The following is a 16,480-nucleotide window of genomic DNA, read 5'->3' as shown; positions in this document are numbered from 1 at the left end:
TGGGTCGTGCTGGATTCGAACCAGCGACCAATTGATTAAAAGTCAACTGCTCTACCAACTGAGCTAACGACCCATCAAGTGACACACAGATAAGTTTCGCAATTCAAATGATGGTGGGTCGTGCTGGATTCGAACCAGCGACCAATTGATTAAAAGTCAACTGCTCTACCAACTGAGCTAACGACCCATCATTTGATGCTAGGAGAGAAAGTGGTGGGTCGTGCTGGATTCGAACCAGCGACCAATTGATTAAAAGTCAACTGCTCTACCAACTGAGCTAACGACCCTTTCTTTCCTGTTGTTGCCTGTGTCTTGGCAACGGCGGCATATAATACTCAGATTTTTATTCGACGCAACCCATAACGTCCTTTTATTTTCATTTTTCTGTCAAATTACGACTAAACGGTCAAAATGAAAACAATTCGCTGAGTATTTATACCAATACTAATTGAGTTTAGTCAGGTTTCTACGAAATACAGTGAAATTTGGTGCAGAAGTTTTATGCACTCTAAATGGAATTTTTTGAAAAAAACTTTTCTCTAACTCATAAAAAAGCCTCTTTAAAAGAGGCTTTGTTCATTACAAGTTATTTAACCGAGATTCAGCGAGGCGTTTTGCCGAAGAATCAGGGTAATCATTTACAACTTGTTGGAACAGCTGACGTGCTGTTGAACTGTCTCCCGTTCGCTCAGCAATGACACCTAGTTTTAATAAGGCATCAGGACGCTTGGAAGAATCGGTAAAGCGATTAGCTACAATATTAAATTGTTCACTTGCTTCGCTCCACTGCTGCTTATTAAACAACAGTTGCCCTAACCAATAGTGCGCATTTGGTGCGTAACCACTGTTGGGAAAGCGTGAAATGAACGATTGAAACGCAGGAATGGCTTTATCGTACTCACGAGACTTAAGGATCAAATTCACCGCATTTTCGTAGGCTTCATCTTCACCTGCTTGCGGTGCTTGCGTTGGTGTAGATGCTGTTGGAGAGCTCACAGAGCCCGAATCAACACCTGCACTAGGCATGGCACTACCTTGTAGCACGCCGCTTTGCTTAAGTGCCTCCACGCGTTTATCTATTTCAAGATAAAGCTCACGTTGACGCTCAAGTACTTTTTGAAGTTCATTGGTATTAACTTCAACCGCACCACGCAGCTGGTCGACTTCCATTTGCATATTGTCTAGTTGCGTTTGAAGCCTGTGTTGCATTTCGGTTCGGCTCTTAACAATACGCTCTAGCACAACAATACGCTGCTCTAATTCACTGCCGCCATTGGCGTCTACCACAGGCGCTTGCGCAAATGCGGTAGAAACAGCAAGGGCGGCACATAAAGTGACGCCCATTTTTAATGTCTTATTCGTTAGAATAGTCATTAGCGGTAAACAACCACTCCGCGACGGTTTTGAGCAAATGCATACTCAGTAGAACCCATCACTGCTGGTTTTTCTTCGCCGTATGAAACTACTGTTACTTGGCTGCTGCTTACGCCAGCATTAAGTAGGTAAGTTTCAACAGACTGTGCACGACGTTCGCCTAGCGCGATGTTGTACTCAGGCGTACCACGGCTGTCAGTGTGACCTTCAATAGTCACTTTAGTGCTTGGGTTTTTCACCAAGAACGCCGCGTGCTTGTCTAGAATACGCTGGAACTCTGGCTTGATGCTTGAGCGGTCAAAGTCAAAGTAAACGGTTTGTTCGTTTTTCAACGCTTCCATTTCTTGCTGAACCATTTCTTCTTGACGCTTCATGCGCTGTGCAGCTTCTGCTTTAACGCGCTGTGCTTCTGCTTCACGTGCTTCCGCTTCTGCAGCCGCTTGTTCTTGTGCAAGGCGGTTACGCTCTGCTGCCAATTCTTCTTCGCTAGGGCCTGAAGAACATGCCATCATTGTCACTACTGGCAATGCGATAATGAAGCTCTTCATCACTTTATTCATTTGCATCCTACTAATCCTTAAATTTTATTGTTTAGTCGTTAAATTGTTAGAACAAAAATGGTGACCAACTTGGCGATTTAACTTGCCCATTGGCTGCTGGTAACCTAGCTTTAAAACGCCCATCTAGAGAAACCAACGACAACACTTGGGTTCCCTCATGAAGGGTGCTGTATATAATCATGCTTCCGTTCGGCGCTACGCTTGGTGACTCATCTAAGTACGTCCGTGTCAGTACTTGAGGTGATCCACCATCCAAAGACTGCTTCGCAATATGATAGTTCCCATTAGTTTGGTTAACCATAATCATTTGCTTGCCGTCTGGGGAAATTGTACCGCCAAGGTTTTGTTCACCTACAAAGGTAACTCGCCTTACTTTCCCAGAATTTAAATTTACGCTATATATCTGGGGTTTACCACCCCGTTCCGAGCTAAATATTAACCCACTGCCGTCTGGTAGCCACGCGGGCTCCGTATCAATCGCTCTATTTCGTGTTACTCGGCGAAGATTTTTTGTCGCTAAGTCCATCACATAGAGTTCAGGGTTTCCATCTTTCGATAAAACCATTGCAAGTTGCTTGCCATCTGGTGAAAACACCGGGCTACTATTTATTCCAGGGAAATCAGTAATGCGCGTACGCTCGCTGGTGTAGATATTCTGAATGAATATTTGCGGTCTACGATTTTCAAAACTAACGTAGGCAAGCTTCTCGCCATCAGGCGACCACACTGGCGACATAAGCGGCTCTGGCGAAGACAACAAGCGCGTTTCGTTCTCACCATCGTAGTCTGCAATGACTAATTGGTAAGGTTTTTCAACCGTGTCACGGTCGCGAACAATGACGTAAGCAATTTTCGTTAAAAAGGCACCGCGAACACCGGTCAATTTTTCATACACAATGTCGCTAATTCGATGCGCATACTGGCGAAAATCTCGACCGTTGATCACTGCCTGACGGGCAGCTAGTACGTGATCATTACTCGATACCAACTTGCCGTCTTTGAGTACTTTAGCCTGCCCATTGTCAACTTGCCCTTTAAGTACATCAATCAACTCATAGGATACAAGGTAACGGTCGCCTGCTTGTGGCTCAATACTTCCTACTAAAACCGTGTCCACACCTAAGGTTGCCCATGCAGTGAAAGACACTTGCTCCGCTGTCTCTGGGTACTGTGGCATTTTGTCGACAGATACCGGATTGAACTTACCACTACGCATTAAGTCGGCCATCACCACTTTAGAAATATCGCCAGGCATACTGCCTTGACCTTTCCATTTAAATGGCACAACCCCGATTGGACGTGCACTATCTACGCCCTCGGTTATCACAATTTCTAAGGATGCAAACACGTTGGCACTGAATGCCATCGTAATAAGCGCTATCCATAAACCTAGTTTTTTCATACCACTATAATTCCACTTTTAAAGTAATGTCTTTTAACTGCTCGTAAACGTCTGGCGCATCAGATACCGGTAACTTTTCGGCCCTGCGAACCGCGCTTTCAGCCGCTCTACACAGCGCATCATTGCCGCCGAGTACACGAATACTCGTAACAAACCCTGTCGTTGCTAACCGAATATTCAATCGACAGGTTTTGCCTTGATAGCTGTCGTCCGAATACAAATTGCGCTTTATGGTTTGCTGAATAAGCGCGGTATAACGCTCGACTTCAGTAAGTACCTGTTTTCGCCTACGTTCTTGCTGAGCAGCTTGTTCTTTTGCAAGCTGCTCTTGCATGATCCTTTCCATTTCAGCGCGTTCAGCTGCTTCTTTTTTCTTTCGCTCAGCCTCAGCTTTCGCTTTTGCTTCGCGCTCCTTACGCTCTTGTTCCTTCTGCGCCGCTAAGCGCTCCAAGTCTTTCTGACGTTTCGCTTCAGCCGCTTCTGCTTCACGCTTCTCTTTCGCACGCTTGGCTGCTAGCTGCTGCTGGCGTTTTTTCTCTGCCGCGGCTTCTGCTTTTCTTTGCCTTTCTTGCTCTTCGGCTCTTGCTTGAGCTTCAGCTTGTGCCTGCTCCCTTTTTTGATCCGCAATCGCTTGCGCATCAATAAACGTCGCTTCTATCACAGGCGCATTCGACGGCATACTTGGCAACGGGTCAGGAGAGAAACTGACGCTAATTAGCAACAGCGCAGCGATAAAAAGATGCAAGCCAATAGATTTAAATAAGCCTATTTGTTCTGGGCTTAAACTACTGGCCTGTTTAGTCTTCGTATCACTGTTTGCGCGTGACGTGCTTCTCGACACTTCAGGTTTCGACATATCTATATTACTCAACCGGATCCGTCATTAACCCTACTGAAGGCACACCCGCCTGCTGTAATAACACCATTAGCTGTATCACTTCGTTATACGCTACTTGTCCATCGCCTTTTACCACTACGGGCGTATTGGGCTCTTTGGTCAATTGTGCTTTTACAATAGCGCCAAGCTCTTCTTCGCTAATTGGCGATTCCTGGTCTTCGCCTACATTAAGGAAGTAGCGACCTTTAACATCCACTGACGCAATAATAGGTGGTGTATCTTCTTGCTCTATCGGGTTGGCACTTGCTTTAGGCAAATCCACCTTTACCCCTTGAGAAATAAGCGGCGCCGTTACCATAAAGATAATAAGCAACACCAACATCACGTCGATGTAGGGCACTACGTTTATCTCTGATACCGGCCTGCGGCGTTTTCTTACATACATAACAAGTCCTCCGTTTGGAATGTAAACGCTTAGGCTTGTTGTTGTGCTTGCGCAGCAACGGCTTGGCGATGAAGGATTGCAGAGAACTCTTCCATGAAGTTGCCGTAGCTATTTTCAAGCTTCTCAACCTGATGGCTGAAACGGTTGTAGGCAATAACCGCAGGGATAGCAGCAAACAGGCCGATAGCAGTTGCAATAAGTGCTTCTGCAATACCCGGCGCTACCATTGCAAGGGTAGCTTGCTGCACTTCACCTAATGCGATGAAGGCGTTCATGATCCCCCACACAGTTCCGAATAGACCGATGTAAGGACTAATTGAGCCCGCCGTGGCTAAAAAAGGCAGACGACTTTCTAATTCTTCGACTTGACGAGACATAGAAACGCGCATGGCACGGTATGTACCATCAACTATGCCGTTGGTAGCGGTGTTAGACTTGCGCAGGCGAACAAACTCTTTAAAGCCTGAGCAAAAGATGCTGCCCATGCCTGTTAGGTTAGTTCTGGCAGAAAGCTCTTGATAAAGACGGTTAAGGTCAGCGCCTGACCAGAACTTATCTTCAAACTGACGCATTTCGTTGCGTGCCGCCGACAACGCTTTGCTACGTTGGAAGATAAACGTCCACGACGCTATCGACACGCTTAGCAACAAAAGCATAACTAGTTGAACAATAAAACTCGCTTGTAAAAACAAGCCAATAAAAGTGAGATCAGATGACACGCGAAATTTCCCCTAACAAAGTACGTGGTAATCTTTTTGGCTTCATAACGGCCAAATCGACGCAGGCAACTTTGATATCTCCCGATACCAATGTAACGCCTTGTTCATTTTTAATAATTTGTTGAAACGTCATACTAGCGCCTTTCAATTCTACAACGCGAGTTTCAATACTCAACAGTTGATTGAACCGTGCAGGCGCATAGTTATGCATTTCAACGTGTTTGACGACGAAAGCGATGGATTGTTCCATCAGCGTGTCTTGTTCAAAACCTAGCTCGCGAAGCCACTCTGTACGGGCTCGCTCCATAAACTTTAGGTAATTCGCATAATAGACGATACCGCCTGCGTCGGTATCTTCGTAATACACTCTTACCTGGTGTAAATGCATAACTATTCCTTCACCCAAAAAATTAATAATCCAAAGCGGAGTTAAAATAACTAATTAGCGCGACAAAATGCAGAACAAAAACACTCCACAAGCCCCACCAAAGCTAACATTTAATCAAAAGTAAACCAATATTAAACACCCAGTTAACACATTAGCTTTTCTAATCCAAAACAACAATTTTACTCAATTGTAGTTTTTTCTGCTCTCCTTATAATGCACAGCATCAGTCGTACAGAGCGTGATGGTGCTTAGCACGGTCATGCAAGAGTTATTCTCCTGTTAGACATGAGTTCCCTGGATTTATTTCCTTCAACACTTGTTGTTTTAGCCCGCTCAATGAGCGGGCTTTTTTTTGCTTGTAATTTAGCATCTGTACAAAACGAAATATTGGCGGCCCATGCTTAACTTGCGCTATGCAATAATTCGCCATCCAATCTCAATGCTCTGAACTTACAGCTTCCCCCATACGAACATTTACTTGTAGCGTTTGAAACGGCTTCTGTATTTTCTGTGTTGCCAAAAAAAGCCCAGCAATTCTGCTAGGCCTTTAAAACGAATCTGTACCTTCTTACAAAGGGACGGTAAATTATTCAGACGGAGCGAAGCCAAAATGAAGATAAGCGCGCTGCGACACAATACGGCCTCGAGGCGTGCGCTGTAAAAAGCCCTGCTGAATAAGGAAGGGTTCAATCACGTCTTCTATGGTTTCTTTCTCTTCACCAATGGCTGCTGCCAAATTGTCTAAGCCTACTGGCCCACCATCAAACTTTTCGATAATAGCAGTAAGCAATTTACGATCCATGTAATCGAAACCTTCTTTATCAACGTCAAGCATATCCAGTGCCTTCGCTGCCGTATCGGCTCCCACCGTGCCGTCTGCTTTAATTTCTGCGTAGTCTCGAACACGTCGTAACAAACGATTAGCAATACGCGGTGTGCCACGCGAACGACGAGCCACTTCTTGCGCACCTTCATCGTTCATGTCTAAATTCAGATAGCTCGCGCTTCTTGCCACAATACTGGTGAGGTCTTTTACGTTGTAAAACTCTAATCGTTGAACAATGCCGAAACGGTCGCGTAATGGCGACGTTAGCGAGCCTGCGCGGGTGGTAGCGCCTACCAGTGTAAAAGGAGGAAGGTCTAGCTTAATTGAACGGGCGGCAGGCCCCTCGCCTATCATAATATCAAGCTGATAGTCTTCCATGGCAGGATAAAGAATTTCCTCTACCACTGGACTTAAGCGATGTATTTCGTCTATGAACAATACATCATTGCGCTCAAGGTTGGTAAGCAGTGCAGCCAAGTCGCCAGCTTTCTCAAGCACAGGGCCTGACGTGGTTTTAATGTTTACGCCCATTTCATTTGCCACAATGTTCGCAAGCGTGGTTTTACCCAGTCCTGGCGGACCGAAAATAAGTAGATGGTCTAGCGCATCGTCGCGATTACGCGCAGCTTGAATAAAAATTTCCATTTGCTCACATACGTGAGGCTGCCCCGTATAGTCTTCCAGCATTTTAGGGCGAATGGCGCGGTCGATGACCTCGTCTTCGGTGCTGGCTTCAGGCGTAATCAGTCTGTCGGCTTCAATCATGATAGTTCTACTTTAAACGGTGACGTGAAGACAGGCAGACTAAGAACCGCTGTCTTCGTTGAGCGCCATTATATGGCCGCTTTTAATGATTCGCGAATAAGGGCTTCACTTTCCATGCCCTCTTTATATACGCTGTCGACTAGCTTGCTCGCTTGAGCAGGTTTATAGCCCAGTGCAATAAGCGCGCTTTGTGCTTCTTCCCGAGCGTCGTTTACAGCAACAATAGTGTTGGTGGATAGCAAGTCGCCACTTGGAGGTGGTACAGCAATACTCTGCGCCTTGCCAAATTTTGCTAGGCGGTCTTTAAGCTCTACCACTAAACGCTCTGCGGTTTTCTTACCTATACCCGGTAAGCTGACGAGTGCAGAAACATCTTCATTTTGTACACTTGCCAAGAACTGGCTTGCCGACATTCCAGATAAAATAGCAAGGCCTAACTTTGGGCCTACACCATTGGCTTTGATCAATTCTCGGAAAAGCCCTCTTTCCATTTTATCAGCAAAACCAAACAGCAATTGGGCGTCTTCACGAACCACAAAATGTGTGTACACCACCACTTCTTCACCCACCGCGGGAAGCTGGTAGAAACTGGTCATAGGCATGTGAATTTCGTAGCCAACACCGGCTACATCTACAAGAATTTCTGGAGGCTGTTTCTCAGCCAACGTACCGCGAATTCGTCCAATCATGAATTATCTCTGTAAAAGCGTGAGCTTCGAGCAGTATTAGCGCAAACGACCACGAACGGTTTTTCGGGCTTGCCCTGCCATGTTTATCAGGCTCTGTTCAGTGTGTGCATGACACAAGGCAACGGCTAATGCATCGGCAGCATCGGCCTGTGGCGTGCCGCTTAAATTCAGCAGGTGTTTTACCATGTGCTGAACTTGCGTTTTATCTGCGCCACCTTTTCCAACTACCGACTGCTTAATTTGCCTTGCGCTGTATTCAGCAACAGGAAGTTGCGCTTGGGTGGCTGCCACAATGGCGGCACCTCTGGCCTGACCAAGCTTTAACGCTGAATCAGGGTTTTTCGCCATAAATACTTGCTCAATAGCAAACTGGTCGGGTTTATATTGACGAATAATATCGCCAACACCGGTAAAAATATTAGCAAGACGAGAGGGTAAATCTGCCGTTCCAACGCGAATGCATCCGCTTGCTACATACACCAGTTTACCTTGCTTGCGTGCAATTAAACCGTAGCCTGTGATCCGAGAACCTGGATCTATACCCAGTATAACCATTAAGGCACACTCGGTACAAACAAAGATACCGCTTCTTTATTAGAGGGAGACCATAAACGCGCGAGCGCTTCGTCTTTCGACACCCATTCGTACTGCAAGTGCTCTGTTAAGACAAGAGGTAAATCGCTGTTTATTTGAAGGGAAAATACGTGTTCTGTGTTGTGCACAGTACCAGGAGGATAACGATGTAGCCAGCGGCTACGAATTTCATATTGGTTTTGCTTATCGTGGTCGTTAACCACAAAGCCGTGTGCTTTGGCATCGATGCCAATTTCTTCACACACTTCACGATATGCCGTTTCTAAGGGTAACTCCCCCTCTTCTAACGCGCCGGTTACCGACTGCCAAAAGGTGGGGTCGTCTTGTCGTTGCAAAAGCAGCACTCGGTAGTGTTGGTCGTACAACACTACCAGTGCAGATTCAGGCTTCTTATACGCCATAAATTACGATTGCTTTTTCACCGTTGCAATAGCGAGCTCTTCAAGCTGCTGTGGGTTCGCAGGGCTAGGCGCCGATGTTAACGGACATGCCGCTGTGGTCGTTTTAGGGAATGCCATAACATCACGAATAGACGTCGCGCCAGTCATAAGCATTACCAGACGGTCTAGACCAAACGCAAGACCTGCATGCGGCGGCGCACCAAAGCGCAGTGCGTCTAGCAAGAAGCCAAACTTGTTATTCGCTTCTTCATCGTCAATGCCAAGAATGTTGAATACCGTAGACTGCATGTCTTCATTGTGAATACGTACAGAACCACCGCCTAATTCAACACCGTTCAATACCATATCGTAAGCGTCAGATAAGGCTTCAGCTGGGTTAGCTTTAAGTTCTTCTGGCGTTAAACCACGTGGCGCGGTAAACGGGTGGTGAATAGCGTGAAGCTGACCGTCAAACTCTTCAAACATTGGGAAGTCAACAACCCAAAGTGGCTTCCACTCGCCTTCAAGAAGCTCAAAGTCTTCACCAAGCTTAAGACGAAGTGCGCCCATCGCTTCGGTAACCACAGTGTAGCTGTCTGCACCAAACAATAGAATATCGCCACTTTGTGCGCCTGTGCGCTCTAGCATAGCGTTAGTGATGTCTTGAGTTAGGAATTTAAGGATTGGCGACTGTAGACCTTCAAGACCTGCACCAGCATCGTTAACTTTAATCCAAGCCAGACCTTTCGCGCCGTAAATACCTACAAATTTAGTGTATTCGTCTATTTGCTTACGCGAAAGCGACGCCCCACCAGGTACGCGAATAGCTGCTACGCGACCTTTAGGGTCGTTTGCCGGGCCGCTGAATACTTTAAAGTCAACGTTAGCAAGCAAGTCGGCAACGTCTGTTAACTCTAACGGGTTACGTAGGTCTGGCTTGTCGCTACCAAAGCGCGTCATGGCTTCTTTGTACGTCATGCGCGGGAAGTCGCCAAGGTCAACGTTTAGCATTTTGTTGAACAAGTCGCGGATCATGCGCTCGGTAATAGACATTACGCCATCGGCATCTAAGAACGTGGTCTCAATATCGATTTGGGTAAATTCTGGCTGACGGTCGGCACGTAAGTCTTCGTCGCGGAAGCACTTAACGATTTGATAGTAACGGTCCATGCCCGACATCATCAGAAGCTGTTTGAAAAGCTGTGGCGATTGCGGAAGTGCAAAGAACTCACCTTTGTGCGTGCGGCTTGGCACTAGGTAGTCACGTGCACCTTCTGGCGTTGCCTTAGTAAGAATAGGGGTTTCAATATCAAGGAAACCTTCTTCTTCTAGGAAGCGACGTACAGCACCGGTTACTTTTGCACGGAATTGTAAACGCTGGCTCATTACAGGACGGCGAAGATCTAGATAACGATAGCGAAGGCGCTGTTCTTCGGAGTTTTCTTGGTTCCAGTCCAGTGGAAGCACGTCAGACTTGTTGATCACTTCAAGGCCTGTGCCTAGGATCTCAATCTCACCTGTGCGCATGTCTTTATTTACTTGACCTTCAGGGCGCGCACGCACTTTACCCGTTAGCTTTACGCAGAATTCGCTACGCAATGTGTTAGCAACCGATAGTACGTCTGGTAAATCTGGGTCGAACACCACTTGTACGATACCTTCGCGGTCGCGTAAGTCGATGAAAATTACACCGCCTAAATCGCGACGCTTATTAACCCACCCGCAAAGGGTAACTTCTTGTCCAATGTATGATGAATCGATATTCCCACAGTAATCTGTGCGCATGGTCCTTGACCCCTGATGTTTTTCTCTTGCTTCGCATGCAGTGAATTGGCGTTCAAAACCGCTTATTTTTGGGCTTAAGACTTTGCCCAAAATCGCGTAAACTTGCTGGCCAATTAGCTGGCCCGCCCACAACATGCATAATGTAATGATTTAAAGGCCGCATAGTATAAACAAATGCTTGATAAAGCCCAATGACAAATATGCACAAATCAGCCATATCACAAGGAAATCTCTATATTGGATTGCCAATGTGGCAACACAGCCATTGGCCAAGCACGTGGTTTGCTAATTATCCCAAGTCTGATAATGGATTGTCGCTGTATGCCAAGGAGTGTAATACGGTTGAAGGGAATACCACATTTTACTCTCTTCCCCACCAAGACGCTGTAGCGAGATGGTGCGATTCAGTACCCGACCACTTCAGATTTACTTTCAAGTTTCACCAGAACATTACTCATGTACATCGATTACAGCATTGTGATGAAGAGGTTGCCCAACAGCTTGCTTTATTAAGCCCGTTAAAAGAAAAGCTAGGAGTCATGATGCTGCAACTGCCCGCTTCTTTTGGGCCAGAAATGCTACCCATTTTGGATACCTTTTTAGCGGCGTTACCTCAAGAATTAAACATAGCGGTTGAGGTGCGCCACCTGGCATTTTTTGCAAAGGGTGATGAGGAAAAGGCGCTTAATCAACTTTTGATCCGCCACGGTGCGAACAGAATCGTTATGGACACCCGAGCGCTTTTCACTGGCTCTTTAGACGCAGGGGGAACAAATAGACGTGCGATGCTAGAGGAAGTGCGAGAGAAAAAGCCCCGTGTACCGGTAAATGTTATTGCTACAGGACATACTCCCATTGTGCGCTTTGTAGGCAATGATGTTGATGATGACAACCAACGCTGTTTATTGCCTTGGGTGAAAAAAGTGAAGATTTGGCAAAGTGAAGGAAAAGACGTGTACTTTTTTTGTCACCGCCCAGACAACAAAGATGCTCCCTGGTTAGCGCAGCAGTTTATCGATTTGTATAACAACACTACTCCATCACTCGCGCTAAATAACCTGTCTATTAAAACTCAACCAGAGCAAAATTCACTGTTTTAATGACAAGCAACTGACATTGCGCCGATTGATATTTCGTTTTTAATAGATAGCGTTTTTCTAATTCAGCGGTAAACTACTGCTCTTATCTATTTTGGTACTACACCATTATTTACCGTGAAATAACCCCAATGAACCATGAATATGAGAAAGCGCGTATTGCTGCGCTTGAATCGTTAGATATTTTAGATACTTCCCCAAGCGAACAACTTGACGAGCTCACCAAAGCTGTACAAGAAGAGTTTAATGCTAAAACCTGCTTAGTAAGCCTTGTTGCAGAAGATCGTCAATGGTTTAAGTCTCGCCAGTGTATGGATGCTACCGAAACACCGCGTAATATCTCGTTTTGCACCTACGCGATAGCCGAAGAAGAATACTTAATTGTTCCCGACGCTAAAACCGATAAGCTATTTGCTAATAACCCGCTGGTTACTGGCAGCCCTTTCATAAGAGCTTACGCAGGTGCTATCTTGCGCAACAAAGATGGCTATGAATTGGGTACGTTATGCCTACTGTTTGATGAACCACGTGACTTTTTAGATGTTGAGATAGAAAGCTTAAAAAACCACGCCCGCACAGTTGAAACCATTATTTTTTCAGAGCACCTTCCAGCATAACTCCAGCCCTACGCTTTTCGTATCGCAAAACAAAAACGCATCACTAAAAAGTGATGCGTTTAATAACTCTCTAAGCTCGACTATGTCTATCTGAAATCAGCTGCGTCTAGCTCGTGCTTTTTCATAAGCTTGTGCATATCAGTTCTATTTCTACCAGCAAGCTCTGCCGCGCGCGTTACGTTGCCGTCGGTCATTTTAAGAAGCTTGTGCAAGTATTGCTGTTCAAACGCGTCTCTAGCCTCTGTAAGCGTTGGCCAGCTTTGTTTAGTGGCAGACAAGGCCTGCTCTACTAAGTGAAGCGGAATCACAGGCGTTTGCGTTAACGCAACACACTGCTCGACCACATTCACAAGCTGACGTACGTTACCTGGCCAAGATGAGGTTACCAGCTGTTGCATCGCGTCATCAGAAAATTGGCTTACATTCACGCCATGACGCTGTGCGCTTTGCTGCAGCAGCGAGCGAGCCAGAAGTGGAATATCTTCACTTCGCGATTTCAGCGACGGAAGTTTTAGGTTCACCACGTTTAGACGGTAATATAAATCTTCGCGGAAGGTGCCTTCTTCCATTTCTTTGTGCAAGTCTTTGTGCGTTGCAGAAATGATACGCACATCGATGTCTACGTGCTTGCTGCTACCTACTGGACGAATTTGGCGCTCTTGTAATGCACGCAGCAGTTTTACCTGCAGCGTCATCGGCATATCGCCAATCTCATCCAAGAACAAGGTACCGCCGTCGGCTTCTCTAAACAGACCAGGGTGAGCAGCTACAGCACCGGTAAACGCACCTTTGGCATGACCAAATAGCTCAGACTCAAGCAAGTTTTCAGGTAATGCTCCACAGTTAATAGCCACAAATGGTTTGTCGCTGCGGTTACTGGCTTTATGAATGGCATTAGCAAGTAACTCTTTACCTGTACCGCTCGCGCCGCTAATAAGCACAGACACTTCACGCTGAGCTATGCGGAACGCCTGGTCTAGTACATTTAGCATTTCTGGAGAACGGGTAATGATGTCCTTTGCCCAATCCCCAGGCTGTGCAGCTTGAGACTGGCTAAGTGCTTTTTGCAGCAGCGCGCGTAATTCATCGTGATCGACAGGTTTAGGCAAAAACCCAAATACACCACGCTGAGTGGCTGCTACCGCATCAGCAATGGTGCCGTGAGCCGTCATCAGAATTACAGGAATATCTTTTCTAATTCCCATAATTTCTTCAAACAAACTCAGACCATCTAAGCCCGGCATACGCAAGTCACTTAATACTACATCGTAGTTGTCGTTTTGAAGCTTTCTTAACGCTGATTGACCGTCTTCCACTGCGGTCACCTCATAACCTTCGCCTTCCAGACGAATGGTTAATAAGCGCAATAAGCTCTTATCGTCATCTACCAACAATAAGTTAGGGTTACTACTCGCCTTTTCGCTCACTGTTGTGTACTCCTGTTTTTATCCATCAGTGTTGCTTCAATCTGCAACAATTCTTCTAGTTTTTTGCGCAGGTTAACTGCTTCAATTTCAAGTGCTTTTACTTTCTCGCCACGAGAAGTATTTTCTTGCTCCAACACCACCATGGCAGATTCAAGCTGCATAATCTGATTGTTGTGCGACGCAGCAATAACAGTCACCACTTCTTGCGCAGTGGGTGTAAATGTTCCAGCAATATCATTTAACGCAAGCTGCGCGCGCAACCTGTCTTGATAAGGTGTATCTGTTGGTAGTGTTAAAACGTAGGCGTGAAGCGTGTCAGATGCTGTATCACCTAACGCTTTTAATGCTTGCTTACGCTCTAACCAAGGTTGGTTGGCCGCGTCAATCCACGCGTTAAGCCAATAGGTTGCATCGCAATTGTGCTCGAACCCCTGTGGAGGCTCAACAAATAAACAAAGGCCACGTTCTATTTTAGCTACAGGCGTCACCTTTTCTGGCTCACCTGCGTTGTCGTTGTTTCTGGTTAAACTCTGACATCCTGTCAGCACCAGTAAGGCGACAATTAAACCACTTATTCTCATTTTATTTTTCCTGTTGCCCAATGGTCACTCTAAAGCAAACATCGGCATAGTCTACATCTACAACACGCACATCACCATGCATCAGTCGAGCGCAATCGGCAACAATTGATAACCCTAAACCCGTCCCAATGACATTGTCGTTTCTCGGCTCGGTTCCTCGGATAAAAGGTTCAAATAAAGTATGTACTGACTCTGGAGCAATACGCTTACCGCGATTGGCAACATCCAGTACAAGATTATCGTTTTCGTTATAAAGGCTAATATTTATCGGTCTTCCCACTGCGCCATGCGCGACTGCATTGGACACCAAGTTATCAAGTATTCTTCTAAACAGCTCCTCGTCTATACGCACCTCGGACGCAGTTATCTTTACTTCCACTTCTCTATCCTGAATGGCGAGCGCGTAATCTTCTAAACAAGCAGAAACTAACTTACTAACGTCACTTTGTACCATTTTTGGCTGAGCTTGTTGCAACAGCAGGTTGTAGTCGAGCAACTTTTCCACCAGCGTGTTGAGCCTTTGCGTGCTAGCAGTAAGTAGCGAAAGTACTTCGCGTTGACTGTTATTCAACTCGCCCACCACGTTTTCAGACAACAAGCTGCAGCCTTCTTTAATGCTGGCAAGCGGAGTTTTGAGCTCGTGAGCAGCGTGTCGCAGCAAGGCGGTTCTAATATGCTCCAACTGCTGTAGTCGATCATAAAGCCAATGTAAATCTTTCTCTACATCAATCAGTTCTTTTGGCGCTTGTCTTGAAAGGGGTGGAAGCTGACCATCGCTGTGGGCCATGATCCTTATAATCTTTTTTAAGTTGTTAACGGGGTTCACAATAAGTTGACTCCCCATCAGTATTAGCAATAACGAAACGCTTACAAGCATAGCTGTAGACCAAGCTTGTTTTGCTTGCATGGCATTTAAATCATCTTGCTGGACTTTGACACGTTCAGTAATAGCGGCTTCTACATCGTCGCGAAGCTGGTCGACGCTATCGCCCACTGACGCAAGGTATGCATTAAGTAAAAGCTGGTCTTCAATCGCTCGATATTCGGCTAATTGATTTAGCTGTTCTGAAAGTCGTGTGCAGGTAGTTGGTACCGAGAGAGCCTGACATAGATTGTCAGCGGCCACGGCAAATTGATCGATGGCGTTATCAGAAAGAGATGCCACCCTATCATTTCTCAACACAGCAAATTGGCGAATGCTGCGCTCTACGTCAACGACCGCGTTATCGAGTCTTTGCATGTCGCTAACAACATCGACAACAAACCGTGTTTCAAGTGTTGTCATTTGACCCACTTTGGCTAAGTCGCTTTGACTTTGCCAAAGTAAGGCTATAAGAGGGATAAGGGCCAGTACAAAACTACCTAGCGTCAACTGCCTTAGTGAACCAAGTTGTACCAAGCGTTCACCAAACGAAACCTTGTTTATCAGAACCTTACCCTCTTAAATATATTATTTTATCTACTCACTTGCTGTGAGCTTTTCATTGCCTGGCGTCAACTTGCTTTTTGCCAATTCGGCTTCGGAAAGTTTGCCATCTTCGTTGTCATCAATCAGCCCAAAGTTACGCAGTAGACCTGTGTGTCGAACCGCTTCTTTAAGTGATATCAGACCATCTTTATCTGTGTCTAATTCCTGCATCAACGAGCGCGCTGGACTTGCGTACGCGTCCGCTACTGAAATGGCTTGTACTGCAGCAACAGCACAAAGTGCTAAGAAAACTTTTTCGAGACGTTTCATCATGAATCCTCCGCTAAACGCTTTTAAAATCCTTCTCAATCCGCTTTGATACCAGCCCTGTGTCATCAGGTTATGCTGCTATTAAAGCTCATGGATACTACCACTAGTCTTCAATTAACCACTATCATAATTGCATTCAAACTGCTTATGCGATTTTCAGACCAAAAAGAAAAAGCACATTAAAAACAGTAGTATATGTAAATAAGTGTACTATCAACCACTCAGCATACAGGTTAAATGTTGCAAAAAAGAAAC

General features: G+C 45.8%; 18 protein-coding genes and 3 tRNA genes. 2 read left to right on the top strand and 19 right to left on the bottom strand.

The window, feature by feature from the left end:
- The 15 genes from AC0J2X_RS15480 to aspS all read right to left on the bottom strand — a co-directional run bounded on the left by AC0J2X_RS15480 (position 1) and on the right by aspS (position 10,765).
- A tRNA-Lys gene (locus AC0J2X_RS15480) sits at positions 1-73 on the bottom strand.
- A gap of 38 nt (positions 74-111) precedes the next feature.
- A tRNA-Lys gene (locus AC0J2X_RS15475) sits at positions 112-187 on the bottom strand.
- 24 nt (positions 188-211) lie between these two features.
- Positions 212-287 (bottom strand) — tRNA-Lys (locus AC0J2X_RS15470).
- A gap of 292 nt (positions 288-579) precedes the next feature.
- Positions 580-1,374: a tol-pal system protein YbgF gene (ybgF, locus tag AC0J2X_RS15465; RefSeq protein WP_239301485.1), complete on the bottom strand. Its 795-nt coding sequence runs from the start codon at positions 1,372-1,374 to the stop codon at positions 580-582.
- Positions 1,374-1,940, bottom strand: coding sequence for a peptidoglycan-associated lipoprotein Pal (gene pal, locus AC0J2X_RS15460; RefSeq protein ID WP_014948870.1), 567 nt, complete (start codon positions 1,938-1,940; stop codon positions 1,374-1,376). The genes ybgF and pal overlap by 1 nt, the downstream gene beginning before the upstream one ends.
- A gap of 40 nt (positions 1,941-1,980) precedes the next feature.
- A complete protein-coding gene (gene tolB / locus AC0J2X_RS15455; RefSeq protein ID WP_281715455.1) occupies positions 1,981-3,336 on the bottom strand; it encodes a Tol-Pal system beta propeller repeat protein TolB in 1,356 nt (451 codons plus the stop codon).
- Between the two features lie 4 nt (positions 3,337-3,340).
- Positions 3,341-4,192, bottom strand: a complete 852-nt coding sequence (tolA, locus tag AC0J2X_RS15450; protein WP_239301481.1) for a cell envelope integrity protein TolA — start codon at positions 4,190-4,192, stop codon at positions 3,341-3,343.
- A 7-nt stretch (positions 4,193-4,199) separates the two neighbouring features.
- Entirely contained in the window at positions 4,200-4,619 is a 420-nt protein-coding gene (gene tolR / locus AC0J2X_RS15445; RefSeq protein WP_014948867.1) for a protein TolR, read from the bottom strand.
- Positions 4,620-4,648: 29 nt separating this feature from the next.
- Entirely contained in the window at positions 4,649-5,338 is a 690-nt protein-coding gene (gene tolQ, locus AC0J2X_RS15440) for a protein TolQ (protein WP_014948866.1), read from the bottom strand.
- Complete coding sequence (gene ybgC, locus AC0J2X_RS15435) at positions 5,328-5,726, bottom strand: tol-pal system-associated acyl-CoA thioesterase (RefSeq protein WP_014948865.1); 399 nt, start codon at positions 5,724-5,726, stop codon at positions 5,328-5,330. Before ybgC ends, tolQ begins: the two co-directional genes overlap by 11 nt.
- 586 nt (positions 5,727-6,312) lie before the next feature.
- Positions 6,313-7,317, bottom strand: coding sequence for a Holliday junction branch migration DNA helicase RuvB (gene ruvB / locus AC0J2X_RS15430; protein ID WP_014976035.1), 1,005 nt, complete (start codon positions 7,315-7,317; stop codon positions 6,313-6,315).
- A 68-nt stretch (positions 7,318-7,385) separates the two neighbouring features.
- Complete coding sequence (gene ruvA / locus AC0J2X_RS15425; RefSeq protein ID WP_014948863.1) at positions 7,386-8,006, bottom strand: Holliday junction branch migration protein RuvA; 621 nt, start codon at positions 8,004-8,006, stop codon at positions 7,386-7,388.
- A gap of 36 nt (positions 8,007-8,042) precedes the next feature.
- A complete protein-coding gene (gene ruvC, locus AC0J2X_RS15420) occupies positions 8,043-8,561 on the bottom strand; it encodes a crossover junction endodeoxyribonuclease RuvC (RefSeq protein ID WP_014948862.1) in 519 nt (172 codons plus the stop codon).
- The gene (gene nudB / locus AC0J2X_RS15415; protein ID WP_014948861.1) at positions 8,561-9,001 is read right to left on the bottom strand and encodes a dihydroneopterin triphosphate diphosphatase; all 441 of its coding nucleotides are present in this window, start codon (positions 8,999-9,001) and stop codon (positions 8,561-8,563) included. Before nudB ends, ruvC begins: the two co-directional genes overlap by 1 nt.
- Positions 9,002-9,004: 3 nt before the next feature.
- Positions 9,005-10,765, bottom strand: a complete 1,761-nt coding sequence (aspS, locus tag AC0J2X_RS15410; RefSeq protein ID WP_239301479.1) for an aspartate--tRNA ligase — start codon at positions 10,763-10,765, stop codon at positions 9,005-9,007.
- Positions 10,766-11,013: 248 nt separating this feature from the next.
- Here aspS and AC0J2X_RS15405 point away from each other — a divergent pair, with 248 nt between their 5' ends.
- The gene (locus AC0J2X_RS15405) at positions 11,014-11,865 is read left to right on the top strand and encodes a DUF72 domain-containing protein (protein WP_239301477.1); all 852 of its coding nucleotides are present in this window, start codon (positions 11,014-11,016) and stop codon (positions 11,863-11,865) included.
- A gap of 128 nt (positions 11,866-11,993) precedes the next feature.
- Complete coding sequence (locus AC0J2X_RS15400) at positions 11,994-12,479, top strand: GAF domain-containing protein (RefSeq protein WP_110287783.1); 486 nt, start codon at positions 11,994-11,996, stop codon at positions 12,477-12,479.
- Between the two features lie 86 nt (positions 12,480-12,565).
- Here the strand turns inward: AC0J2X_RS15400 and AC0J2X_RS15395 are convergent, their stop codons facing one another.
- From AC0J2X_RS15395 to AC0J2X_RS15380, 4 genes are read right to left on the bottom strand one after another with little or no spacing between them, the layout of a single operon-like run.
- Positions 12,566-13,906 (bottom strand): sigma 54-interacting transcriptional regulator, encoded by a 1,341-nt coding sequence (locus AC0J2X_RS15395; protein ID WP_014948857.1) that lies wholly within the window; start codon positions 13,904-13,906, stop codon positions 12,566-12,568.
- Positions 13,903-14,487, bottom strand: coding sequence for a hypothetical protein (locus AC0J2X_RS15390; protein WP_014948856.1), 585 nt, complete (start codon positions 14,485-14,487; stop codon positions 13,903-13,905). The genes AC0J2X_RS15395 and AC0J2X_RS15390 overlap by 4 nt, the downstream gene beginning before the upstream one ends.
- 1 nt (position 14,488) lies before the next feature.
- The gene (locus tag AC0J2X_RS15385) at positions 14,489-15,886 is read right to left on the bottom strand and encodes a sensor histidine kinase (protein ID WP_014948855.1); all 1,398 of its coding nucleotides are present in this window, start codon (positions 15,884-15,886) and stop codon (positions 14,489-14,491) included.
- Positions 15,887-15,946: 60 nt separating this feature from the next.
- Positions 15,947-16,228, bottom strand: coding sequence for an EF-hand domain-containing protein (locus AC0J2X_RS15380; RefSeq protein WP_223866688.1), 282 nt, complete (start codon positions 16,226-16,228; stop codon positions 15,947-15,949).
- Between the last annotated feature and the right edge of the window lie 252 nt (positions 16,229-16,480).

The sequence above is a fragment of the Alteromonas sp. R7 genome (assembly GCF_055755235.1).
The sequence above is the reverse complement of the archived record's forward strand: the minus strand, read 5'-3'. Positions and strand labels throughout refer to the sequence as shown.